This window comes from Paraburkholderia sp. MM5384-R2 (assembly GCF_014201025.1).
GTDB classification, from domain to species: Bacteria; Pseudomonadota; Gammaproteobacteria; order Burkholderiales; family Burkholderiaceae; genus Paraburkholderia; species Paraburkholderia tuberum.
In genome coordinates this window covers 85,049-102,669 of the sequence record NZ_JACHDI010000008.1, presented here as the reverse complement: position 1 = coordinate 102,669, position 17,621 = coordinate 85,049, and the positions used below count along the sequence as shown (strand labels likewise).

The window sequence follows — 17,621 nt, the reverse complement described above, 5'->3', positions numbered from 1 at the left end:
ATGCGTATGAATGCGGGTATTCGCGTCTGTCTGGAGATTGGCGCATCAGTCCCAGTAACCGGGCTCGCCGTACGTATGCTTGAGAAAGTCCAGAAACAGCCTCACCCGCAGCGGCAGATGACGGCGCTGCGGGAACACCGCGTGGATGCCGATCGGCGGCGCGGCGAATTCGTCGAGCACGCTGACGAGGCGGCCCGTCGCGATCTCCGCGCCGACCTCCCACCACGAGCGCCACGCGAGCCCGTGTCCGGCGAGACACCATTCGTGCAGCACCGCGCCGTCCGAGCACTCCATCGTGCCGGACACCTTGATCGACACGACCTTGCCGTCGTGCTGAAACATCCAGCCGCGCTGCTGGTTCGCGCTGGCGCCGAGCGCGAGGCAGTTGTGGCGCGCGAGATCGGCCAGGCTGTGCGGCGCGCCGCGCCGGCTCAGATACGCGGGCGACCCGACGCATACGCGCCGGTTCTCCGCGAGCTTCAGCGACACCAGCGACGAATCGGGCAACTCGCCGAGCCGCACCGCGCAATCGAAGCCTTCGTTGACGAGGTCGACGAGACGGTCGGACAGATCGAGCGTGATCGACACGTCCGGATGCGCGACCGTGAACGCGGGCACCAGTGGCGCCACGTGCCGGCGCCCAAAGCCGGCCGGCGCCGACAGCCGGAGATGGCCGCTCGCCTTCACGCCGCCCGCCGACACGCTCGCCTCGGCGTTCTGCATGTCGTGAAGAATGCGCTGGCAGTCTTCGAGAAAGGCCGAGCCTTCGAAGGTCAGCGTGAGCTTGCGCGTCGTGCGCACGAGCAGCTTGACGCCGAGGCGCTCCTCCAGCGCGTCGATGCGCCGGCCGATGATCGCGGGCGCGACGCCCTCGGCGAGCGCCGCCGCGGACAGGCTCCCTTTGGCCGCGACAGTGGCGAAGGTCTCGATCTGCTTGAAACGGTCCATGAACGATACGCGCCGCGGCGAGGCGGAACAGTGAGCAGTGCACGTCAGATTAGGTACGCAAAAGTAAAAGATCAAGTGATCTTTAGCCTATTTTTTAGCACCTAAGGTCAGCAATACAATCGATCCCGACCTCTGACAGGAGCGCATGGCAATGTCGGCCACAACGACACCTTCCCCGCGAGCAGTGATTTTCGACGCCTACGGCACGTTGTTCGACGTGCATTCGGTGATCGCCGCCGCGGAGCAACTGTTCCCCGGCCACGGCGACGCGCTGTCGCAGCTGTGGCGCCAGAAGCAGATCGAATACACGCAATTGCGCACGCTCGCCGCGCGCAGCGACGCCCCCGGCGAACACTACCGCCCGTTCTGGGACATCACGCTCGACGCGCTGCGCTTCGCCGCGAAAAGACTGCAGCTCACGCTCGGCCGCGCGGCCGAAAAGCGGCTGATGGACGAATACGCGTGCCTGTCCGCATTTCCCGACGCGGTGCCCGTGCTGCGTGCGTTGCGCGAGGCCGCCGCCGCGCCACGCGTGGGGCTCGCGATTCTGTCAAACGGCAATCCGCAAATGCTCGATATCGCGGTCAAGAGCGCCGGCATGAACGCCCTCTTCGATCACGTGCTGTCGGTCGACGCCGTGCGCGCGTACAAACCCTCGCCTGCCGCGTATGCGCTCGGCCCCGACGCGTTCGGCGTGGCCGCGCGCGAGATCGTGTTCGTGTCGTCGAACGGCTGGGACGTCGCGGGCGCGACATGGTTCGGCTTCACGACGTTCTGGCTGAACCGGCAGAACCTGCCCGTCGAAGAGCTCGGCGTGACGCCGCATGGCACCGGTAGCGGCATGAACGATCTGCTGGACTTTCTGCGCACACTCGCGACGTCGTCACGCTCGAGCGGCGGCGGTCGAACCAAAGTTCCTGGCAGTGGCAGTCGCAAGCGCGCCGGCCCGCGCGTATGACGGCGCCCCTCGCATTCGGCAATCCCCTTCCCCCTTTTCAACCTTCGCATTTTTGCAATCTGACCGACCAAGGAAAAAACATGGCTAATCCGCTGTCGTTGCCGCAAGGCATGGAAATCACCGGCGACATCAAGCCCGGCTTTGAAGCGATCCTCACCCGCGAAGCGCTGGAACTCGTCGCGGCCTTGCACCGTACCTTCGGGCCGCGCCGTCAGCAGTTGCTGCAGGCGCGCGTCGAGCGCGCGAAGCGGCTCGACGCGGGCGAGCGGCCCGACTTCCTCGCCGCCACGAAGAACGTGCGCGAAGGCGACTGGAAGATCGCGCCGCTGCCGCAGGATCTGCAGTGCCGGCGCGTCGAGATCACCGGCCCCGTCGAGCGCAAGATGATCATCAACGCGCTCAATTCGGGCGCCGACTCCTACATGACCGACTTCGAGGATTCGAATGCGCCGAGCTGGGACAATCAGATCACCGGTCATATCAATCTGAAGGACGCCGTGCGCCGCACGATCTCGCTCGAACAGAACGGCAAGTCGTACCGGCTCAACGACAGGACCGCCACGCTGATCGTACGTCCGCGCGGCTGGCATCTCGACGAGAAGCACGTGAAGGTCGACGGCCAGCGCGTGTCGGGTGGCATCTTCGATTTCGCGCTGTACATGGTGCACAACGCGAAGGAGTTGATCGCGCGCGGCTCGGGCCCGTACTTCTATCTGCCGAAGATGGAAAGCCATCTCGAAGCGCGGCTGTGGAACGACATCTTCGTCGCCGCGCAGGAAGCGGTCGGCGTGCCGCGCGGCACGATTCGCGCGACGGTGCTGATCGAGACGATCGTCGCCGCGTTCGAAATGGACGAGATCCTGTACGAGCTGCGTGAACATAGCTCGGGCCTGAACGCGGGCCGCTGGGACTACATCTTCTCGGCGATCAAGAAGTTCAAGAGCGACCGCGACTTCTGCCTCGCCGATCGCTCGCAGATCACGATGACCTCGCCGTTCATGCGCGCGTACGCGCTGCTGCTGCTGAAGACCTGCCATCGCCGCAACGCGCCGGCGATCGGCGGCATGAGCGCGCTGATTCCGATCAGGAACGATGCGGCCGCGAACGACAAGGCGATGGCCGGCGTGCGTTCAGACAAGGCGCGCGACGCGGGCGACGGCTACGACGGCGGCTGGGTCGCGCACCCGGGCCTCGTGCCGGTCGCGATGGAAGAGTTCGTCAAGGTGCTCGGCGATCGGCCGAACCAGATCGGCAAGCAGCGCGTCGACGTGCTCGTGAGCGCGACCGACCTGCTCGACTTCCGCCCGGAAACGCCGCTCACCGAAGCGGGCTTGCGCAACAACATCAACGTCGGCATTCACTACCTCGGTTCGTGGCTCGCGGGCAATGGCTGTGTGCCGATTCACAACCTGATGGAAGATGCGGCCACCGCCGAGATTTCGCGCTCGCAGGTCTGGCAGTGGATACGCTCGCCGAAGGGCAAACTCGACGACGGTCGCAAGGTGACGGTCGAACTGGTGCGCGAGCTCGCGGCGCAGGAGCTCGACAAGGTCAAACAGACGGTGGGCGGAGATACGAAGCCGTATGAGCGTGCCGCGCAGATCTTCGAGCAGATGTCGACCGCGGCGCAGTTCACCGATTTTCTGACGCTGCCGCTTTACGAAGAGATTTGATGGTGTTGATGATGCGGGCTCGAGCGCCTTGGGCCTGCTCGAGCCAGGGGACCCCATCGGCTTGAACGACGGCACGCCGCGGACATACGTGGCGCGCCGTTTTTTTTGCTCGCCTTCGTGGACCAGCTCAGCGCGTGCGCCGATGTTCGACCCAATCTCCTGAACGGATCTCGGGCAGCCCCTTTACGGCGCTTGGCGCGACCGGATAGAAGCGGCAATTCACGACGTTGCCGTCCACTTTGACCATCACCTCACGTGCCAGAAAACGATCCTCGACGTCCGGATACACGGCTTCGATTTCGTCGAGCACCGCGACGAGCGCGTCGTCGATTTCATAGACGTCGCCGCGCACGTCGATGCCCGCTTCGTCGACGACGAGACCCGGATAGGCGCCAAAATCGAACAGATGGCCGCGCACGGTGGTACTGCCGAGCAGGCTCGGTGCGGGGATGTCATTGCGCGCGGCGGCTTCGCTGATGTCGTTGGTTTCACCGGCACGCAGCGTGCCGTAGACAAAGACGGTCTGCATCGTCGTTGAGTCTCCATGGTCAGAGGTGATGTCGGTGGCTCGGGGGGGCCATCGGGACATTATGCAACGGCGGCCCGTCGGCAACAGAAACTGGGCACGGCCTACAATGCTTGATGCCCGCGGCGGTGAATGGCCTCGACCGTGCTTCGCCGTTGCCAGCTCCGTGATCCGAACCGACCTTGCCATGACCTCGTCCTCCGACTCCGACTTGTTGAGCCGCGTGCGTTTCGCCGACATACCGCCCGAGTTCGCGCCGAACGACATGCATCCGATCCGCGTGCGCTCGCGGCCAATGCTGGCGGGCTGGCATATCGCGCGTCATACGCATGCCTGGGCGCAGGTCGCGTATGCGTCGCGCGGCGTGCTGCGGGTCGCAACGACGGGCACGACATGGATGGTGCCGCCATCGCGCGCAATCTGGTTGCCGCCGCATGTGACGCACGAAGTGGTCGCCGTCGAGGATGCGTTCCTGCGCACGCTGTACATCACCGAGAGTACGGTGCCGGCCGCGCTCGATACGCCGCGCGTCGTCGAAGTATCGAACCTGTTGCGCGAGGTGATTGCCGCGCTCGATACGCCTGGCCTGTCCGCCGCCCGCGAGCAGCTGCTCGGCGCGCTCGCGCTCGATGAGCTGACGCGCTCCGAGCCGTTGCCGCTGTCCGTGCCGATGCCCAGCGAAAAGCGCCTGCGCGCGCTGTGCGAGGCCGTGATCGCCGACCCGATGCATGGCGAGTCGCTCGAGCAGTGGGCATCGACGGTGGGCGCGAGCACGCGCACGATCGCGCGGCTGTTCCGCCAGGAGCTGGGTGTGAGTTTTTCGCAGTGGCGTCAGCAGGCGATTCTCGCGCGCGCCATTCCATTGTTGAGCCAGGGACGGCCGCTGTCGCACGTCGCGCAGGAACTGGGCTATCAGAGCCAGAGCGCCTTCTCCGCGATGTTCCGGCGTGCGTTCGGCGCGAGTCCACGCGCGTTTATCGAGCGAGGCGCCGAGCATCGCGCGAGCAACGGCGAGCATGATGACGCGCAAGCGGACGATGAAACGGCACAGGATCAAGCCGGTTCGACGGACGTCGCCGAGCGGTGAATGGCGACAACTGGCGCTGCGCGTCGGCCATCCAATGCGGGCACGCCTCAAACCCGCCGCGCCAGATGACGGATTGCGCCTAGCTGCGCGAGCCGCGGCCCGGCGAGCTTATAGCCCTTGCGCTGATAGAGCCGCGCCGCCGGATTGTCGACGAACACGCGCAACTGCAACTCGCGCAGCCCGCGCTCGCGCGCCCATTGATGCGAGATGTCGAGCAGAAACGTACCGGCGCCAAGCCGACGATATCCTTCGGCGATCTGCACGTCGCGGATATGCAGCGAATCACCCTCCTCGGTGATACGCAGCACGCCCATCGGCACGCCATCCACTTCGAGAATGAAATTCTCCGATTCGCGCCAACTGCCGAGAAACAGATCGCTGCGCCACACCAGATGATGCCGGCGATAGTAGCCGCCCATGTTGTTGCGGGTCAGCGCCTCGGCAAACTCGAAATCGTCCATGCTGGCCGTGCGCAGATGAAACGGTGACGGAGCTTCGGTGGGATCGAACATGGCAGGACCGCGAGGATGAGTCGGATAAACGGTAAAACAGGCCGCGCGCGCTGGCAATGGCTGTTTGTCCCGAGCCTTCCGGGAGGCGGCCGGCAACGGCAGTAGAAACGGAGCGGTTACGGTCCTATGCGCAGGCGCCATCACCCGCTCACCAGCACGACGGCTGCGCACATACACGTTCGCATCGTCGGCACAGCGCACGAAGCAGTGGCCGCGCCGTTCCAGTTCCTTGTCCACCAAGTCGAGCAACACGTTGGCCAGCAACGGCGGATCAGCCGGATCACGCTGGCCTCCCCAATTCGTTTTCTGTAGACGGTCAATCGGATGTCGTGGTTGACCCGGTCGAAGAACTTCGCCAGATCAACGTCCACCACGATTCGCCGGCCCGACTACACGTATGACTGCGCGGCAAGCACCGCGTCGTGCGCACGCCGTCCGGGCCGGAAGCCGTAGCTCTCCTCTGAAGGTCGGGTCCAGAACCGGCTGCAGCACCTGCCGTAGCGCCTGCTGGATCAGCCGGTCCGTTACCGTCGGGATGCCAGGCTCGCGCTCACCTCCGTCCGGTTTCGGGATCGTCACCCGCCATACCGGACCGGGCCGGTACGTCCCCTTCTGGAACTGTTCATAAATCGCGGGCCACGCTGTCACCAGATGGCGCGACGTCTGGTCAATGTCCAGACCGTCCACGCCAGCGGCTCTCTTGTTGGCCCGTACCCGTTTGAACGCGTGCTTCGGGTTCTCTTTCGTCAACGCCGCTACCAGCAGCGGTGACCCTGTGTCCCCGGATTCATGGCGCGGGCAACAGGCTTCGTCGCTCACGGAAATAGGCGCAGCTTCACCGCGCGTGCCTCCCGATCGCCCCGCTTGCGCGGGCATCTGACGCAATTCCTGTCGCATCGACCTGGCGCTGGACACTCCCTCCCGTTCGGCCCTTCATCACCAGCTCCAGTCTCACCGACCTGTCCTGTGACTACTTGCGGCTTCTGCTGACTTCTCGCTCCGGCTCGACGCCGTCGCCCTTTCAGGCATGAGGCGAAATCTCCCCAGGTAAGAGCGCACTCCTTCATGGCACAGCCGCCGCATTTACGCCGCTTCGCCCTGGTCACGAGAGCTTGGCGGTCTATTACCCGCCCGCCCTGCTTGGCAACGCCTTCTATGCGGGTCTTGTTTATCGGCTCGCGACTTACGCTCCACGCTTCCTTCCCACATCCGGCCGCCGTCATGCAGTTGCGCTTCACTTCATTCGCTGCGACCAGCTTATGGCGAGACTTGCACTCGCAGGAGCGCGCCCATGCTGGGCGCACATAAAAAAGCCCACTTCTTGCGAAGTGGGCTTTCTCAAATCTGGCGGAGCGGACGGGACTCGAACCCGCGACCCCCGGCGTGACAGGCCGGTATTCTAACCAACTGAACTACCGCTCCAGATTTTGCATCGCAGCCTGCGATGCCATACTCACAGCTTGCTGCACCGTTCAAACTTCCAACCGAACGACGCCGATGTTCTGGCGTCCCCTAGGGGATTCGAACCCCTGTACTCACCGTGAAAGGGTGATGTCCTAGGCCTCTAGACGAAGGGGACAACGTACTGCTTACACCTTTAATGAAAAAGCCCGTTCAAGTATGTGTGAACGGGCTTTGTCTGGCGGAGTGGACGGGACTCGAACCCGCGACCCCCGGCGTGACAGGCCGGTATTCTAACCGACTGAACTACCACTCCAGTCTTTACACCCTGCTTGCGAGCGTCGGTTAATTCTCTGCAAGCTGCGCTGCTTTACTACTACTCGAATACTAAAGCGACGCTGATGTTTGGCGTCCCCTAGGGGATTCGAACCCCTGTACTCACCGTGAAAGGGTGATGTCCTAGGCCTCTAGACGAAGGGGACAAAATCTTTTCAGATCCGTCTCGATTCGCTTTTGACTTGATCAACTCGCGCTAACTTTTCAGTTAATTCGCCAAGCTATTTTCTGGTCAACAGCGAAGAACGCTACTTTAACTACATTTCAGCGATTTGTGAAGTCTTTTTTCTACAACCATCAGACTTCTTAACCACTTTCACCTCTCTGCTCTGTTGGTGGAGGTAAGCGGGATCGAACCGCTGACCTCTTGCATGCCATGCAAGCGCTCTCCCAGCTGAGCTATACCCCCGCGCACATCAGAGAAACGAGAGTTTAGAGGGCGATCTGCGCTTTGTAAATACCCTTTGAGCAATTACATTCGAATTTTCTCCGGAGGCATGCGAAACCTCTGACGCACGCTGCCAACGGATTAGCCAAGCGCTTTTTCGATGCGGCTAACGACGACGTCGCGACCGATCAGCATCAGCACGCTATCGATCGACGGTGTATGCGTCGTACCCGCCACCAGCAGACGCACCGGCATCGCGAGCTGCGGCATCTTCAGCTTGTGCGTGCCGAGCGTCGCTTTCAGCGCGGCGGCGATCGCCTCCTTGGTCCATTCGACCGTATTCAATGCAGCGGCCAGATCAGCGAGCGCCGGACGAATCGCGTCGGTGACGTGCTGTGCAAGCGACTCAGCGTCGGGTGCCGGGGTGCGATAGAACATCGCGGCGTTCTGCGCGATCTCCTTCACGGTCGAAGCCCGATCCTTCATTAGGCCCACCACGCCCGTCAGATCCGGACCTTGGGCGAGTGTGGCTTCGTCGATGCCGAGCTCCGCGAAGAACGGTTTCGCCAGTTCGGCGAGGCGTGCGTTGTCGGCTTCCTTGATGTAGTGCGCGTTGAGCCAGTTCAGCTTGTCATGGTCGTACTGCGCCGGCGACTTGCCGAGGTGCTCGAGATCGAACCACTCGACGAACTGCTCGCGCGTGAAAATCTCCGCGTCACCATGCGACCAGCCGAGGCGCGCCAGATAGTTGACGACCGCTTCCGGCAGATACCCCGCATCGCGATAACCGATCACGCTCATTGCGCCGTGGCGCTTGCTCATCTTCTCGCCCTGCTCGTTCAGCACGGTCGGCAGGTGTGCATACACCGGCGGCTCGCCACCGAGCGCGCGCAGTATGTTGATCTGGCGCGGCGTGTTGTTGACGTGGTCGTCGCCACGAATCACGTGAGTGATGCGCAAGTCGAGATCGTCGACGACGACGCAGAAGTTATACGTCGGCGTGCCGTCCGGACGCGCGATCACGAGGTCGTCGAGTTCTTCGTTCGAGATTTCGATGCGGCCTTTCACCGCGTCGTCCCACGCAACCACGCCGGTCAGCGGATTGCGAAACCGCAGCACCGGCTTCACGCCCACGGGCGGCTCCGGCAGCACCTTGCCCGGCTCCGGGCGCCACGTGCCGTCGTAGCGCGGCTTTTCGCCTGCTTCGCGCTGGCGCTCGCGCAGCGCGTCGAGCTCTTCGGTCGACATGTAGCACGGATAGACGAGCCCCGCCTCCTGCATCTGCTTCAGCACTTCGCGGTAGCGGTCCATGCGCTGCATCTGGTAGAACGGGCCTTCGTCGAAATCGAGGCCGAGCCACGCCATGCCTTCGAGAATCGCGTCGACGGATTCGGTCGTGGAGCGCTCGAGGTCGGTGTCCTCGACCCGCAGCACGAAGATCCCTTTCATCTTGCGCGCGAACGCCCACGGATACAGCGCGGAGCGGATGTTGCCCAAGTGGATGAAGCCGGTGGGACTCGGTGCGAAACGGGTACGAACGGAGGTGGTCATTAGCGGTTACTCGGAAAACAGGCGCCGGCGCTCAGGCGAACATGGCTGCGAAGCGCGGCAGCGAAGCGTGACCATGCTGCGCGCGACGTCGCGCACGGCCACGAGGGAATAAGTGCAAGAGCCGAATTATACCTTCCGCACGCGGGTTGCCGCCCTCGTCCGAACGGCCAATGGCGCATGGGCGAACGGCGTCCAGACATCTGCGTTCGCACCTTCCCAGCGCTCACCCAACTCATCTTGGAAAAGCGCCGCGTCAGTTCCGAATACTTCCTCTGCAACGTTTCATTACAGCGGACCGCGCGAGCCGATCGTTTGCATTAAGATGTGCGCGCGCTGCGATGCGGGCTTACCGCACCTCGATCCGATCCGGAGCGAACGCCGCTGCAAGCGCGCGCAATCGCCGTCGGCGATCCGCCCGGTCTGACCTCAGCCTGATCGCGGTACACGCGACGCCGCTCGCGGCGCGCGCGCCGTTGCTGGAGAACTCGTTGAAACCCTCATCCCCGAACTTGAGCCGCCGCAGCTTTTCGCTGGCGGCCGCATCCGCGGTGCTTGCCGCCTGCACCACGACCGCCGGCAAACTCGATGGCGCGCCGATCACCGCGACGCCCGCCGTTCCCCCGCCGCCTGAAAAAGCGCAACAGAAGCCGGTTCGCGTCGCGCTCGCTCTCGGCGGCGGCGCCGCGCGCGGCTTTGCGCACATCGGCGTCATCAAGGCTCTCGAGGCGCGCAATATCCAGATCGACCTGATTGCCGGCACGAGCGCCGGCTCCGTCGTCGGTGCGCTGTACGCGTCGGGCATGAACGGCTTCGCGCTGAACAAGCTCGCGCTGTCGATGGACGAAGCGTCGATCAGCGACTGGGCGATGCCGTTTCGTACGCGCGGCTTCCTGCAGGGCGTCGCGCTGCAGAACTACCTGAACACGACGCTGAACGACCGCCCGATCGAGAAGATGGCGAGGCCGCTCGGCGTGGTCGCGACCGATCTGCAAACCGGCCAGCCGATCCTGTTCCAGCGTGGCAACACCGGCATCGCGGTGCGCGCGTCGTGCAGCGTGCCGTCGATTTTCGAGCCGGTGAAGATCGGCGGTCACGAGTACGTGGATGGGGGTCTCGTGAGTCCGGTACCGGCGTCGTTCGCGCGCAAGATGGGCGCGGATTTCGTGATCGCCGTCGATATCTCCCAGCGACCGGAAAACGGCGTCACGGCAAGCTCGTTCGACGTGTTGATGCAGACCTTCACGATCATGGGCCAGACGATCAAGGCCTACGAGCTCGACAAGTACGCCGACGTGGTGATCCGGCCGAATCTCGCGGCGATGAGCGGCAGCGATTTCTCACAGCGCAACGCCGCGATCCTCGCCGGCGAGGAAGCGGTCGCGAAGATGATGCCGGAGTTGCAGCGCAAGCTCGCCGCGCGGCGCATGGGAGCCTGAAAGCCCGGCGACGCGCAGTGGCTGTGCGTCGCCATGGCAAAAATGCGCGCATCAAACGCAAAAAGCCTGCTTCGAACGAAGCAGGCTTTTTTATCGCCAAACGTGGCGCCGAATCAGTTATTCCCGCCGATCGTCGCGGTCACGCGCTTGCGCAGATCGTCGGCCTGATACGAGGTCTCGATCCGACGCGCACCCGTAAACCGCTTTTCCCAGTAGCCGTCATCCATGTCGTCGACGCGGATCGTGCTGCCGGTGGACGGCGAGTGCACGAACTTGTTGTCGCCGATATAGATGCCGACGTGCGAGAACGTGCGGCGCATCGTATTGAAGAACACCAGATCGCCCGGCTTCAGGTCGCTTACCCGCACCTTCTCGCCCAGGCGGCTCATTTCCTCGGCACGGCGCGGCAGCGCGAGACCGAGCGTGTCCTGGAACACGTAGCGCACGAAACCGCTGCAATCGAGCCCCGAATCAGGCGTATTGCCGCCCCAACGGTAGCGAACGCCGATCATGTTCAGCGCGCCGACCACCACGTCGCCCGCTTTGCCGGCCATGCCCGAAAGGAACGATTTGGCACTGCCGCCTTCGCTGCCGGCGGCCTTGGTTTGGGGAGTGAGAAGGGAGAGAGGATCCGAGCCGTTGGTGGTCGGATATGAGGCATTCTGATTAAAACCGCTTACTTCGTCGGCGAACGCGCCGGGAGCTGCTGCCATCAAGACGCCAATGAACATCCCGGCGACGACGCGCGTGCAAGCCTGGGTGAAGTTTCTGTGCTGCATTGGTCGGTAGTTTTTGCCAAAAAATCAGGGGTCTAGAAAAAAAGTTTGCTCGATACTAGCCAGTAAGTATTTGCCTGTCAAAAGGAATAGGAAAAATCAATCGACGGACGCACTCAATTGGGGAAACGGTGAAAAATCAACGATCAAGCGCCGCTTTCAGCAGCTTTCGCGTGTAAGGATGCGCCGGTGCAGCAAAAATTTTCTCGACTTCGCCGGCCTCGACGATCGATCCGTTTTGCATCACCACGACTCGGTGCGCCATCGCCCCGATCACTTCCAGGTCGTGGCTGATGAACACGAAGCCGAGGTTGTATTTGTGCTGCAAACCGGTGAGCAGCTTGAGCACCTGCTGCTGGATCGATACGTCGAGCGCGCTGGTCGGTTCGTCGAGGATCAGCACGCGCGGCTCCAGTACCAGCGCGCGCGCGATCGCGATGCGCTGCCGCTGCCCACCCGAAAATTCATGCGGATAGCGATACAGCGCGGTCCGGTCGATGCCGACTTCGCGCAGCACCGCGACGACCTTGTCGCGCCGCGCCTGCGGAGTCATCTGCGGCCGATGCAGCGCGAGCCCCTCACCGACGATCCGCTCGATCGTCTGCCGCGGCGAAAGCGAACTAAAAGGGTCTTGAAAGACGACCTGCATATTCGAGCGCAGCGCGGTCTTTTCGGCGCCGCGATAGCTCGCGAGCGCCCTGCCCTGAAACTGGATCTCGCCATGCGCGGTGCGCTGCACGCCGAGCAGTGCCATCGCGAGCGTCGACTTGCCCGATCCCGATTCACCGACGATCCCGAGCGTCTCGCCCTGGCGCACCGACACGTTCGCCGCGTCGACCGCGCGAAACCGCCCCGCGCCGAACCAGCCACGCGGGCCGGGCAGCTTCGTTCTGAAGTCGACCGCCACGTCGCGCGCTTCGAGCAGCACCGGCGAGATCGGCAGCACCGGCACGACCTCGCGCTGCGGCCGGCTCGCGAGCAGCCGCTGGGTATACGGATGGCGCGGCGCCTCGAACACCTGCTCGACCGTGCCGGTTTCGACCAGCACGCCTCGCTCCATTACCGCGACGCGCTGCGCGAAGTGACGCACGAGGTTCAGGTCGTGCGTGATCAGCAGCACGGCCATGCCGCGCTTTTTTGCTTCGTCGCGCTGCAGTTCCAGCAGAAGCTCGACGATTTGCGCGCGAATCGTCACGTCGAGCGCGGTGGTCGGCTCGTCGGCGAGCAACAGGCGCGGCCGGCAGGCGAGCGCCATCGCGATCATCGCGCGCTGCCGCTGCCCGCCCGACAGCTGATGCGGGTAGCTGTTGATGCGCCTCTCCGGCTCGGTGATGCCGGTGCGCGCGAGCAGCGCGACCGCCCGCCTGCACGCTTCGGCCGCGCTGACGCCGTCATGCACGACGATCGTTTCCGCAATCTGGTCGCCGATCGTATACAGCGGATTGAGCGCGGTCATCGGTTCCTGGAAGATCATCGCGATGTCCGAGCCGCGCAGGCCACGCATCGCACGCTCGCTCTTCGCGAGCAGATCTTTGCCATCGAAGCGGATCGCCCCGCTCACCTGCGCGTCGTTCAGCAGGCGCAGCACCGACAGCGCGGTCACGCTCTTGCCCGAGCCCGACTCGCCGACGAGCGCGACGCGTTCACCGCGCGCGATCGCGAGCGTGACGTCGTCGACGGCCACCGTGTCGCCGAACGCGACACGCAGATGGTCGAGTTCGAGCAGCGGCGTGTCCGTCGATTGCGGATCGATTTGCGGCGGCGCGCTCATTGACCACCTCCGGCGTGTATCGCATCGGAGATACGCGTGTCGAGCGCGTTGCGCAGCGCGTCGCCCATGAAGGTCAATAACAGCAGCATCGCCACCAGCACGCCGAAGGTCGACACCGAGATCCACCACGCGTCGAGATTCGCCTTGCCCTGAGCGAGCAGTTCGCCCAGGCTCGGCGTCGGCGGCGGCACGCCGAGGCCGAGGAAGTCGAGACTCGTCAGCGCGAGAATCGCGCTGCTCATGCTGAACGGCAGGAACGTGATGACCGGCGTCAGACTGTTCGGCAACACGTGACGCCACATGATCTGCCAATGCGACAGGCCCATCGCGCGCGCGGCGCGCACGTAGTCCTGCTGGCGATTGCGCAGGAACTCGGCGCGCACGTAGTCGGACAGGCCGATCCAGTTGAACAGCGACAGCAGCACGATCAAAAGAGCGAAGCTGCGCTCGAAGATCGATGAAAAGATGATCAGCAGATAGAGTTGCGGCATCGCGTTCCAGACCTCGATCAGACGCTGCCCGACGATGTCCGTTCGCCCTCCGAAGTAACCTTGCACCGCCCCCGCGGCGATGCCGACGATCGTGCTGATCACGCTCAGCACGAGGCCGAACACGACCGACACGCCGAAGCCGTACAGCAGACGCGCGAACAGATCGCGGCCGCGGTCGTCGGTGCCGAGCCAGTTCTCGCGCGACGGTGGCGCCGGGTTGGGCGTCTTCGAAAAGTAATTGAGCGTGTCGTAGTAGTAGTGATTGGGCGGATACAGCGCGAAGTTGCCCGGCGCATCGAAGCGGTGACGGATGTACGGATCGAGATAATCGGCCGGCGTGGGGAAGTCGCCACCGAAGGTGGTCTCGGCGTAGGTCTTGACGAGCGGGAAATACAGATGGCCGTCGTAGCGCACGACGACCGGCTTGTCGTTCGACCACAGCGGCCCCACGAGGCTCGCCGCGAACGCGACGACGAAGATGATCAGGCTCCAGTAGCCGAGACGCTGCTGGCGAAAACGCTGCCACACGCGACGCGCCGGCGACGGCGACATCAGTGCCCGCGCGGGTTCGGTGCGCGCCGCCGCGTCGGCGGAAAGGCGGGCTCGATTCATCAGCGCTCCAGTTGTTCGAATTGGATGCGGGGATCGACCCACACATAGCAAAGGTCGGAGATCAGCCGCGTGACGAGGCCGATCAGCGTGAACAGATACAACGTGCCGAGCACGACCGGATAGTCCCGCCGCATTACCGATTCATACGACAGCAACCCGAGCCCGTCGAGCGAGAACAGCGTTTCGATCAGCAGGCTGCCGGTGAAGAACGCGCCGATGAACGCGCCCGGGAAATTGACGATCAGCGGCAGCAGCGCATTGCGAAACACGTGCTTCCACAACACGCGCCGCTCGGACAAACCTTTGGCACGCGCGGTCAGCACGTACTGCTTGCGGATTTCGTCGAGGAACGCGTTTTTCGTCAGCATCGTGACGACCGCGAAGCTGCCCACCACCGACGCCGTGATCGGCAGCGTGATATGCCATAGATAGTCGAGGATCTTGCCGACGAGGCTCAACTGGTCCCAGTTGTCGGAAGTGAGGTTGCGCAGCGGAAACAGCTGCAGGAACGTGCCGCCGCCGAACAGCACGAGCAGCAGCACGCCGAGCACGAAGCCCGGAATCGCGTAGCCGACCAGCACGACGAGGCTCGTCGCGATATCGAAGTGCGAGCCGTTGCGCACCGCCTTCGCGATGCCGAGCGGCACCGATATCAGATAGGTGAGAAAGAACGTCCACAGGCCGATGCTGATCGACACCGGCAGCTTCGACACGATCAGCGACAACACGCTCTGATGACGGAAATAGCTCTGGCCGAGATCGAAGGTCGCGAAGCGCTTGAGCATCAGCACGTAGCGTTCGAGCGGCGGTTTGTCGAAGCCGTACAGCTGCTTCAGTTGCGCGATCTGTTGCGCATCGACGCCGCTATGCGAGCGCAGCCCGAACGGCGAGGCGCCCTCCGCGCCCTTGCGCAGTTCGTGCTGCATCTGCTCGACGGGGCCGCCCGGCACGAACTGGATCACGACGAAGGTCAGCGTCAGCACGCCGAGCAGCGTCGGGATCATCAGCAGCAGGCGTTTGAGGATGTAGCTCCACATAGGCGGTGTTCCAGTGAACGCGTTGGTGGGGGCGATGGATCTGCGGATCAGTCGGCGCTGCCCATGGGCGTGCGCGCCCGCGGGTCCTCGTACCACCACATCGTCGTGATCCAGCCCTCCGCGCCATAGTACAGCGGCAAAGTCTTCGGCCACGCGAGCCCGCGCTTGAACGCGACGCGATGCGTGCCGCTGTACCAGTGCGGCACCACATAGTAGCCATGCATCAGCAGACGGTCGAGCGCGTGCGCGGCATCGGTCAGCTGCTCGCGCGTTTGCGCATGCACGAGCGCGTTCAACACCGCGTCGACGGCCGGCGACTTCAGGCCGATCGCGTTGTCCGAGCCGGGCGTATCGGCGGCCTTGCTGCCGAAGCGGGTGATCTGCTCGGAGCCCGGCACCTGCACGTCGGGCATGCGAATCGTCGTCACGTCGAAGTCGAATGCGTCGAGCCGCTTCTGATAGACCGCGAAGTCGGTGGTGCGGAAGTTCGCGGTAATGCCGAGCTTTTGCAGATTGCGCGTGAAGGTCGCGATGATCGGCTCCATCGACGAGGCCGAACCCGAGTCGTCGAGTATCTCGAACTGGAACGGCTCGCCCTTCGCGTTGCGCAGCGCGCCGTCACGATAGGTCCAGCCGGCCTGCTGCAGCAGATCGCGCGCCTGCAGCAGATTCGCGCGCAGCGAGCCGGGCGGATCGGTATCGGGCTGCTTCGGCGGCGGCCCGAATACCGCCGGGTCGAGTTGGGCGCGAAACGGCTCCAGCAGCGCGAGCTCGCCAGGCGAAGGCAGCCCCTTCGCCTGCCATTCGGTGTTGGCGAAATAGCTGTCGATGCGCGTGTACTGGTTGAAAAACAGCTGGCGGTTCAGCCACTGAAAGTCGAGCGCGAGATCGAGCGCCTTGCGCACCCGCACATCCTGGAACAGCGGCCGGCGCGTGTTCAGGAAAAAGCCCTGCATGCCGGTGCCGTTGTGCTGCGCAAACTCGCGCTTGATCAACTCGCCACTGTCGAACTTCTTGCCGACGTCGCGCCGCACCCAGTTGCGCGCGATGTATTCGACCAGCGCGTCGTACTCGCCAGCCTTGAACGCCTCGAGCCGCGCGGTGCTATCGGCATACAGCTTGTAGACGATGCGATCGAAGTTGTTCATGCCGACGCGCACCGGCAGATCGGCGCCCCAATAGTGCGGGTCGCGTTTGAACGTGATCGTGCGGCCGTTGTCGTAGCTGTCGATCAGATACGGCCCGCTGCCGATTGGCTTTTCGAATGCGAGCTGGTCGAACGGAACACGGCTGCCGTCGGGCTTCATCCCCCACTTGCGCGAGAACACCGGCATGCTGCCCGCGAGCAGCGGCAACTCGCGATTGCGCTCGCGAAACTCGAAGCGCACCGTGGCCGGATCGACGACGACCGCACGCTTGAACTCGCTGAAAAGCGATGCGAACTGCGGCGCGGCCTGCGGGCTCTTCAGCGTGTCGAGAGAGAACTTGACGTCGTCGGCGGTCACAGGCTCGCCGTTCGAAAAGCGCGCGCGCGGATTGATGTGGAACGTGACCGACAGACCGTCGGGCGCGACGACGATGTCGTCGGCGAGCAGCCCGTAGGCGGACGCGACTTCGTCGCTGCTGCCGATCGTCAGGCTCTCGAACATCAATTCGAGGCCGGGCGCCGCATTGCCACGCAGAGTGAACGGATTGAACTTGTCGAAGCTCGTTAGACGGCTCGGGTTCGCGAGCACGAGCGTGCCGCCTTTCGGCGCATCGGGATTGACGTAGTCGAAGTGCTTGAAGCCGGCCGGATATTTAGGCTCGCCGTATTGCGCGATCGCCTGCGCGGCATGCGCGTGCGGCGCGACGAGCAGACTCGCGCACAGCAACGCGACGGCGAACGCGGCGCGCAAGGGTCCGTGGATCACGCTGTGTCGAAGTCCCTCAGGCGTTTGAACCCGTCGCGAGCCAGTTGTCATGGAGTCGTGCTGGTAGATGGGCAGTGGCGATGTGGGGAATTCTACCCAATTAGCTTGCGCGATCTGGCGGCCGACTGCGACGAAATGCGTCAGCGACGAATGTTTCAGCACAAAAAACAAAAACCGCCCTCCAAGGGCGGTTCTGTCATCGCTG

13 protein-coding genes, 5 tRNA genes and 1 pseudogene are annotated in these 17,621 nt (G+C 63.8%); 4 read left to right on the top strand and 15 right to left on the bottom strand.

Annotated features, from left to right (window positions below; translation table 11 throughout):
* Window positions 1–45: 45 nt before the first annotated feature.
* Window positions 46–948 carry a LysR family transcriptional regulator gene (locus tag HDG37_RS15460; RefSeq protein ID WP_184049046.1) on the bottom strand — a complete coding sequence of 301 codons (903 nt, stop codon included), beginning with the start codon at window positions 946–948 and terminating at the stop codon, window positions 46–48.
* Window positions 949–1,099: 151 nt separating this feature from the next.
* Between HDG37_RS15460 and HDG37_RS15455 the strand changes: the two genes are divergently transcribed.
* Both HDG37_RS15455 and aceB read left to right on the top strand, forming a co-directional pair.
* Complete coding sequence (locus HDG37_RS15455; protein WP_184049043.1) at window positions 1,100–1,906, top strand: haloacid dehalogenase type II; 807 nt, start codon at window positions 1,100–1,102, stop codon at window positions 1,904–1,906.
* Window positions 1,907–1,986: 80 nt separating this feature from the next.
* Entirely contained in the window at window positions 1,987–3,579 is a 1,593-nt protein-coding gene (aceB, locus tag HDG37_RS15450; protein WP_184049040.1) for a malate synthase A, read from the top strand.
* Between the two features lie 127 nt (window positions 3,580–3,706).
* Here the strand turns inward: aceB and HDG37_RS15445 are convergent, their stop codons facing one another.
* Window positions 3,707–4,108, bottom strand: coding sequence for a gamma-glutamylcyclotransferase (locus HDG37_RS15445; RefSeq protein ID WP_184049037.1), 402 nt, complete (start codon window positions 4,106–4,108; stop codon window positions 3,707–3,709).
* Window positions 4,109–4,292: 184 nt separating this feature from the next.
* Between HDG37_RS15445 and HDG37_RS15440 the strand changes: the two genes are divergently transcribed.
* The gene (locus HDG37_RS15440; protein WP_184049034.1) at window positions 4,293–5,192 is read left to right on the top strand and encodes a helix-turn-helix domain-containing protein; all 900 of its coding nucleotides are present in this window, start codon (window positions 4,293–4,295) and stop codon (window positions 5,190–5,192) included.
* A 47-nt stretch (window positions 5,193–5,239) separates the two neighbouring features.
* Here HDG37_RS15440 and HDG37_RS15435 read toward each other — a convergent pair whose 3' ends face one another.
* The 8 genes and pseudogenes from HDG37_RS15435 to gltX all read right to left on the bottom strand — a co-directional run bounded on the left by HDG37_RS15435 (window position 5,240) and on the right by gltX (window position 9,380).
* Entirely contained in the window at window positions 5,240–5,704 is a 465-nt protein-coding gene (locus HDG37_RS15435) for a GNAT family N-acetyltransferase (RefSeq protein ID WP_018417609.1), read from the bottom strand.
* 123 nt (window positions 5,705–5,827) lie between these two features.
* Window positions 5,828–6,601 (bottom strand): annotated as a pseudogene (locus HDG37_RS39295) (reverse transcriptase domain-containing protein); the annotation flags it as partial.
* A gap of 448 nt (window positions 6,602–7,049) precedes the next feature.
* Window positions 7,050–7,126, bottom strand: a tRNA-Asp gene (locus tag HDG37_RS15425).
* 81 nt (window positions 7,127–7,207) lie between these two features.
* Window positions 7,208–7,283: transfer RNA gene (locus tag HDG37_RS15420), tRNA-Glu, on the bottom strand.
* Between the two features lie 61 nt (window positions 7,284–7,344).
* A tRNA-Asp gene (locus HDG37_RS15415) sits at window positions 7,345–7,421 on the bottom strand.
* A gap of 90 nt (window positions 7,422–7,511) precedes the next feature.
* Window positions 7,512–7,587 (bottom strand) — tRNA-Glu (locus HDG37_RS15410).
* Window positions 7,588–7,774: 187 nt separating this feature from the next.
* Window positions 7,775–7,850, bottom strand: a tRNA-Ala gene (locus HDG37_RS15405).
* 120 nt (window positions 7,851–7,970) lie between these two features.
* On the bottom strand, window positions 7,971–9,380 hold the full coding sequence (gltX, locus tag HDG37_RS15400) for a glutamate--tRNA ligase (protein ID WP_184049031.1): 1,410 nt from the start codon (window positions 9,378–9,380) through the stop codon (window positions 7,971–7,973).
* A gap of 488 nt (window positions 9,381–9,868) precedes the next feature.
* Between gltX and HDG37_RS15395 the strand changes: the two genes are divergently transcribed.
* Window positions 9,869–10,816, top strand: a complete 948-nt coding sequence (locus tag HDG37_RS15395) for a patatin-like phospholipase family protein (protein ID WP_184049029.1) — start codon at window positions 9,869–9,871, stop codon at window positions 10,814–10,816.
* Window positions 10,817–10,929: 113 nt separating this feature from the next.
* Here HDG37_RS15395 and HDG37_RS15390 read toward each other — a convergent pair whose 3' ends face one another.
* From HDG37_RS15390 to HDG37_RS15370, 5 genes are all read right to left on the bottom strand, one after another.
* Window positions 10,930–11,595, bottom strand: coding sequence for a C40 family peptidase (locus HDG37_RS15390; RefSeq protein WP_184049025.1), 666 nt, complete (start codon window positions 11,593–11,595; stop codon window positions 10,930–10,932).
* Window positions 11,596–11,731: 136 nt separating this feature from the next.
* Entirely contained in the window at window positions 11,732–13,363 is a 1,632-nt protein-coding gene (locus tag HDG37_RS15385; RefSeq protein WP_184049022.1) for an ABC transporter ATP-binding protein, read from the bottom strand.
* Window positions 13,360–14,466: an ABC transporter permease gene (locus HDG37_RS15380; protein ID WP_184049019.1), complete on the bottom strand. Its 1,107-nt coding sequence runs from the start codon at window positions 14,464–14,466 to the stop codon at window positions 13,360–13,362. The genes HDG37_RS15385 and HDG37_RS15380 overlap by 4 nt, the downstream gene beginning before the upstream one ends.
* Window positions 14,466–15,503: a microcin C ABC transporter permease YejB gene (locus HDG37_RS15375; protein WP_090800650.1), complete on the bottom strand. Its 1,038-nt coding sequence runs from the start codon at window positions 15,501–15,503 to the stop codon at window positions 14,466–14,468. The genes HDG37_RS15380 and HDG37_RS15375 overlap by 1 nt, the downstream gene beginning before the upstream one ends.
* 47 nt (window positions 15,504–15,550) lie before the next feature.
* Entirely contained in the window at window positions 15,551–17,467 is a 1,917-nt protein-coding gene (locus HDG37_RS15370) for an extracellular solute-binding protein (RefSeq protein ID WP_184049016.1), read from the bottom strand.
* Window positions 17,468–17,621: the final 154 nt, after the last annotated feature.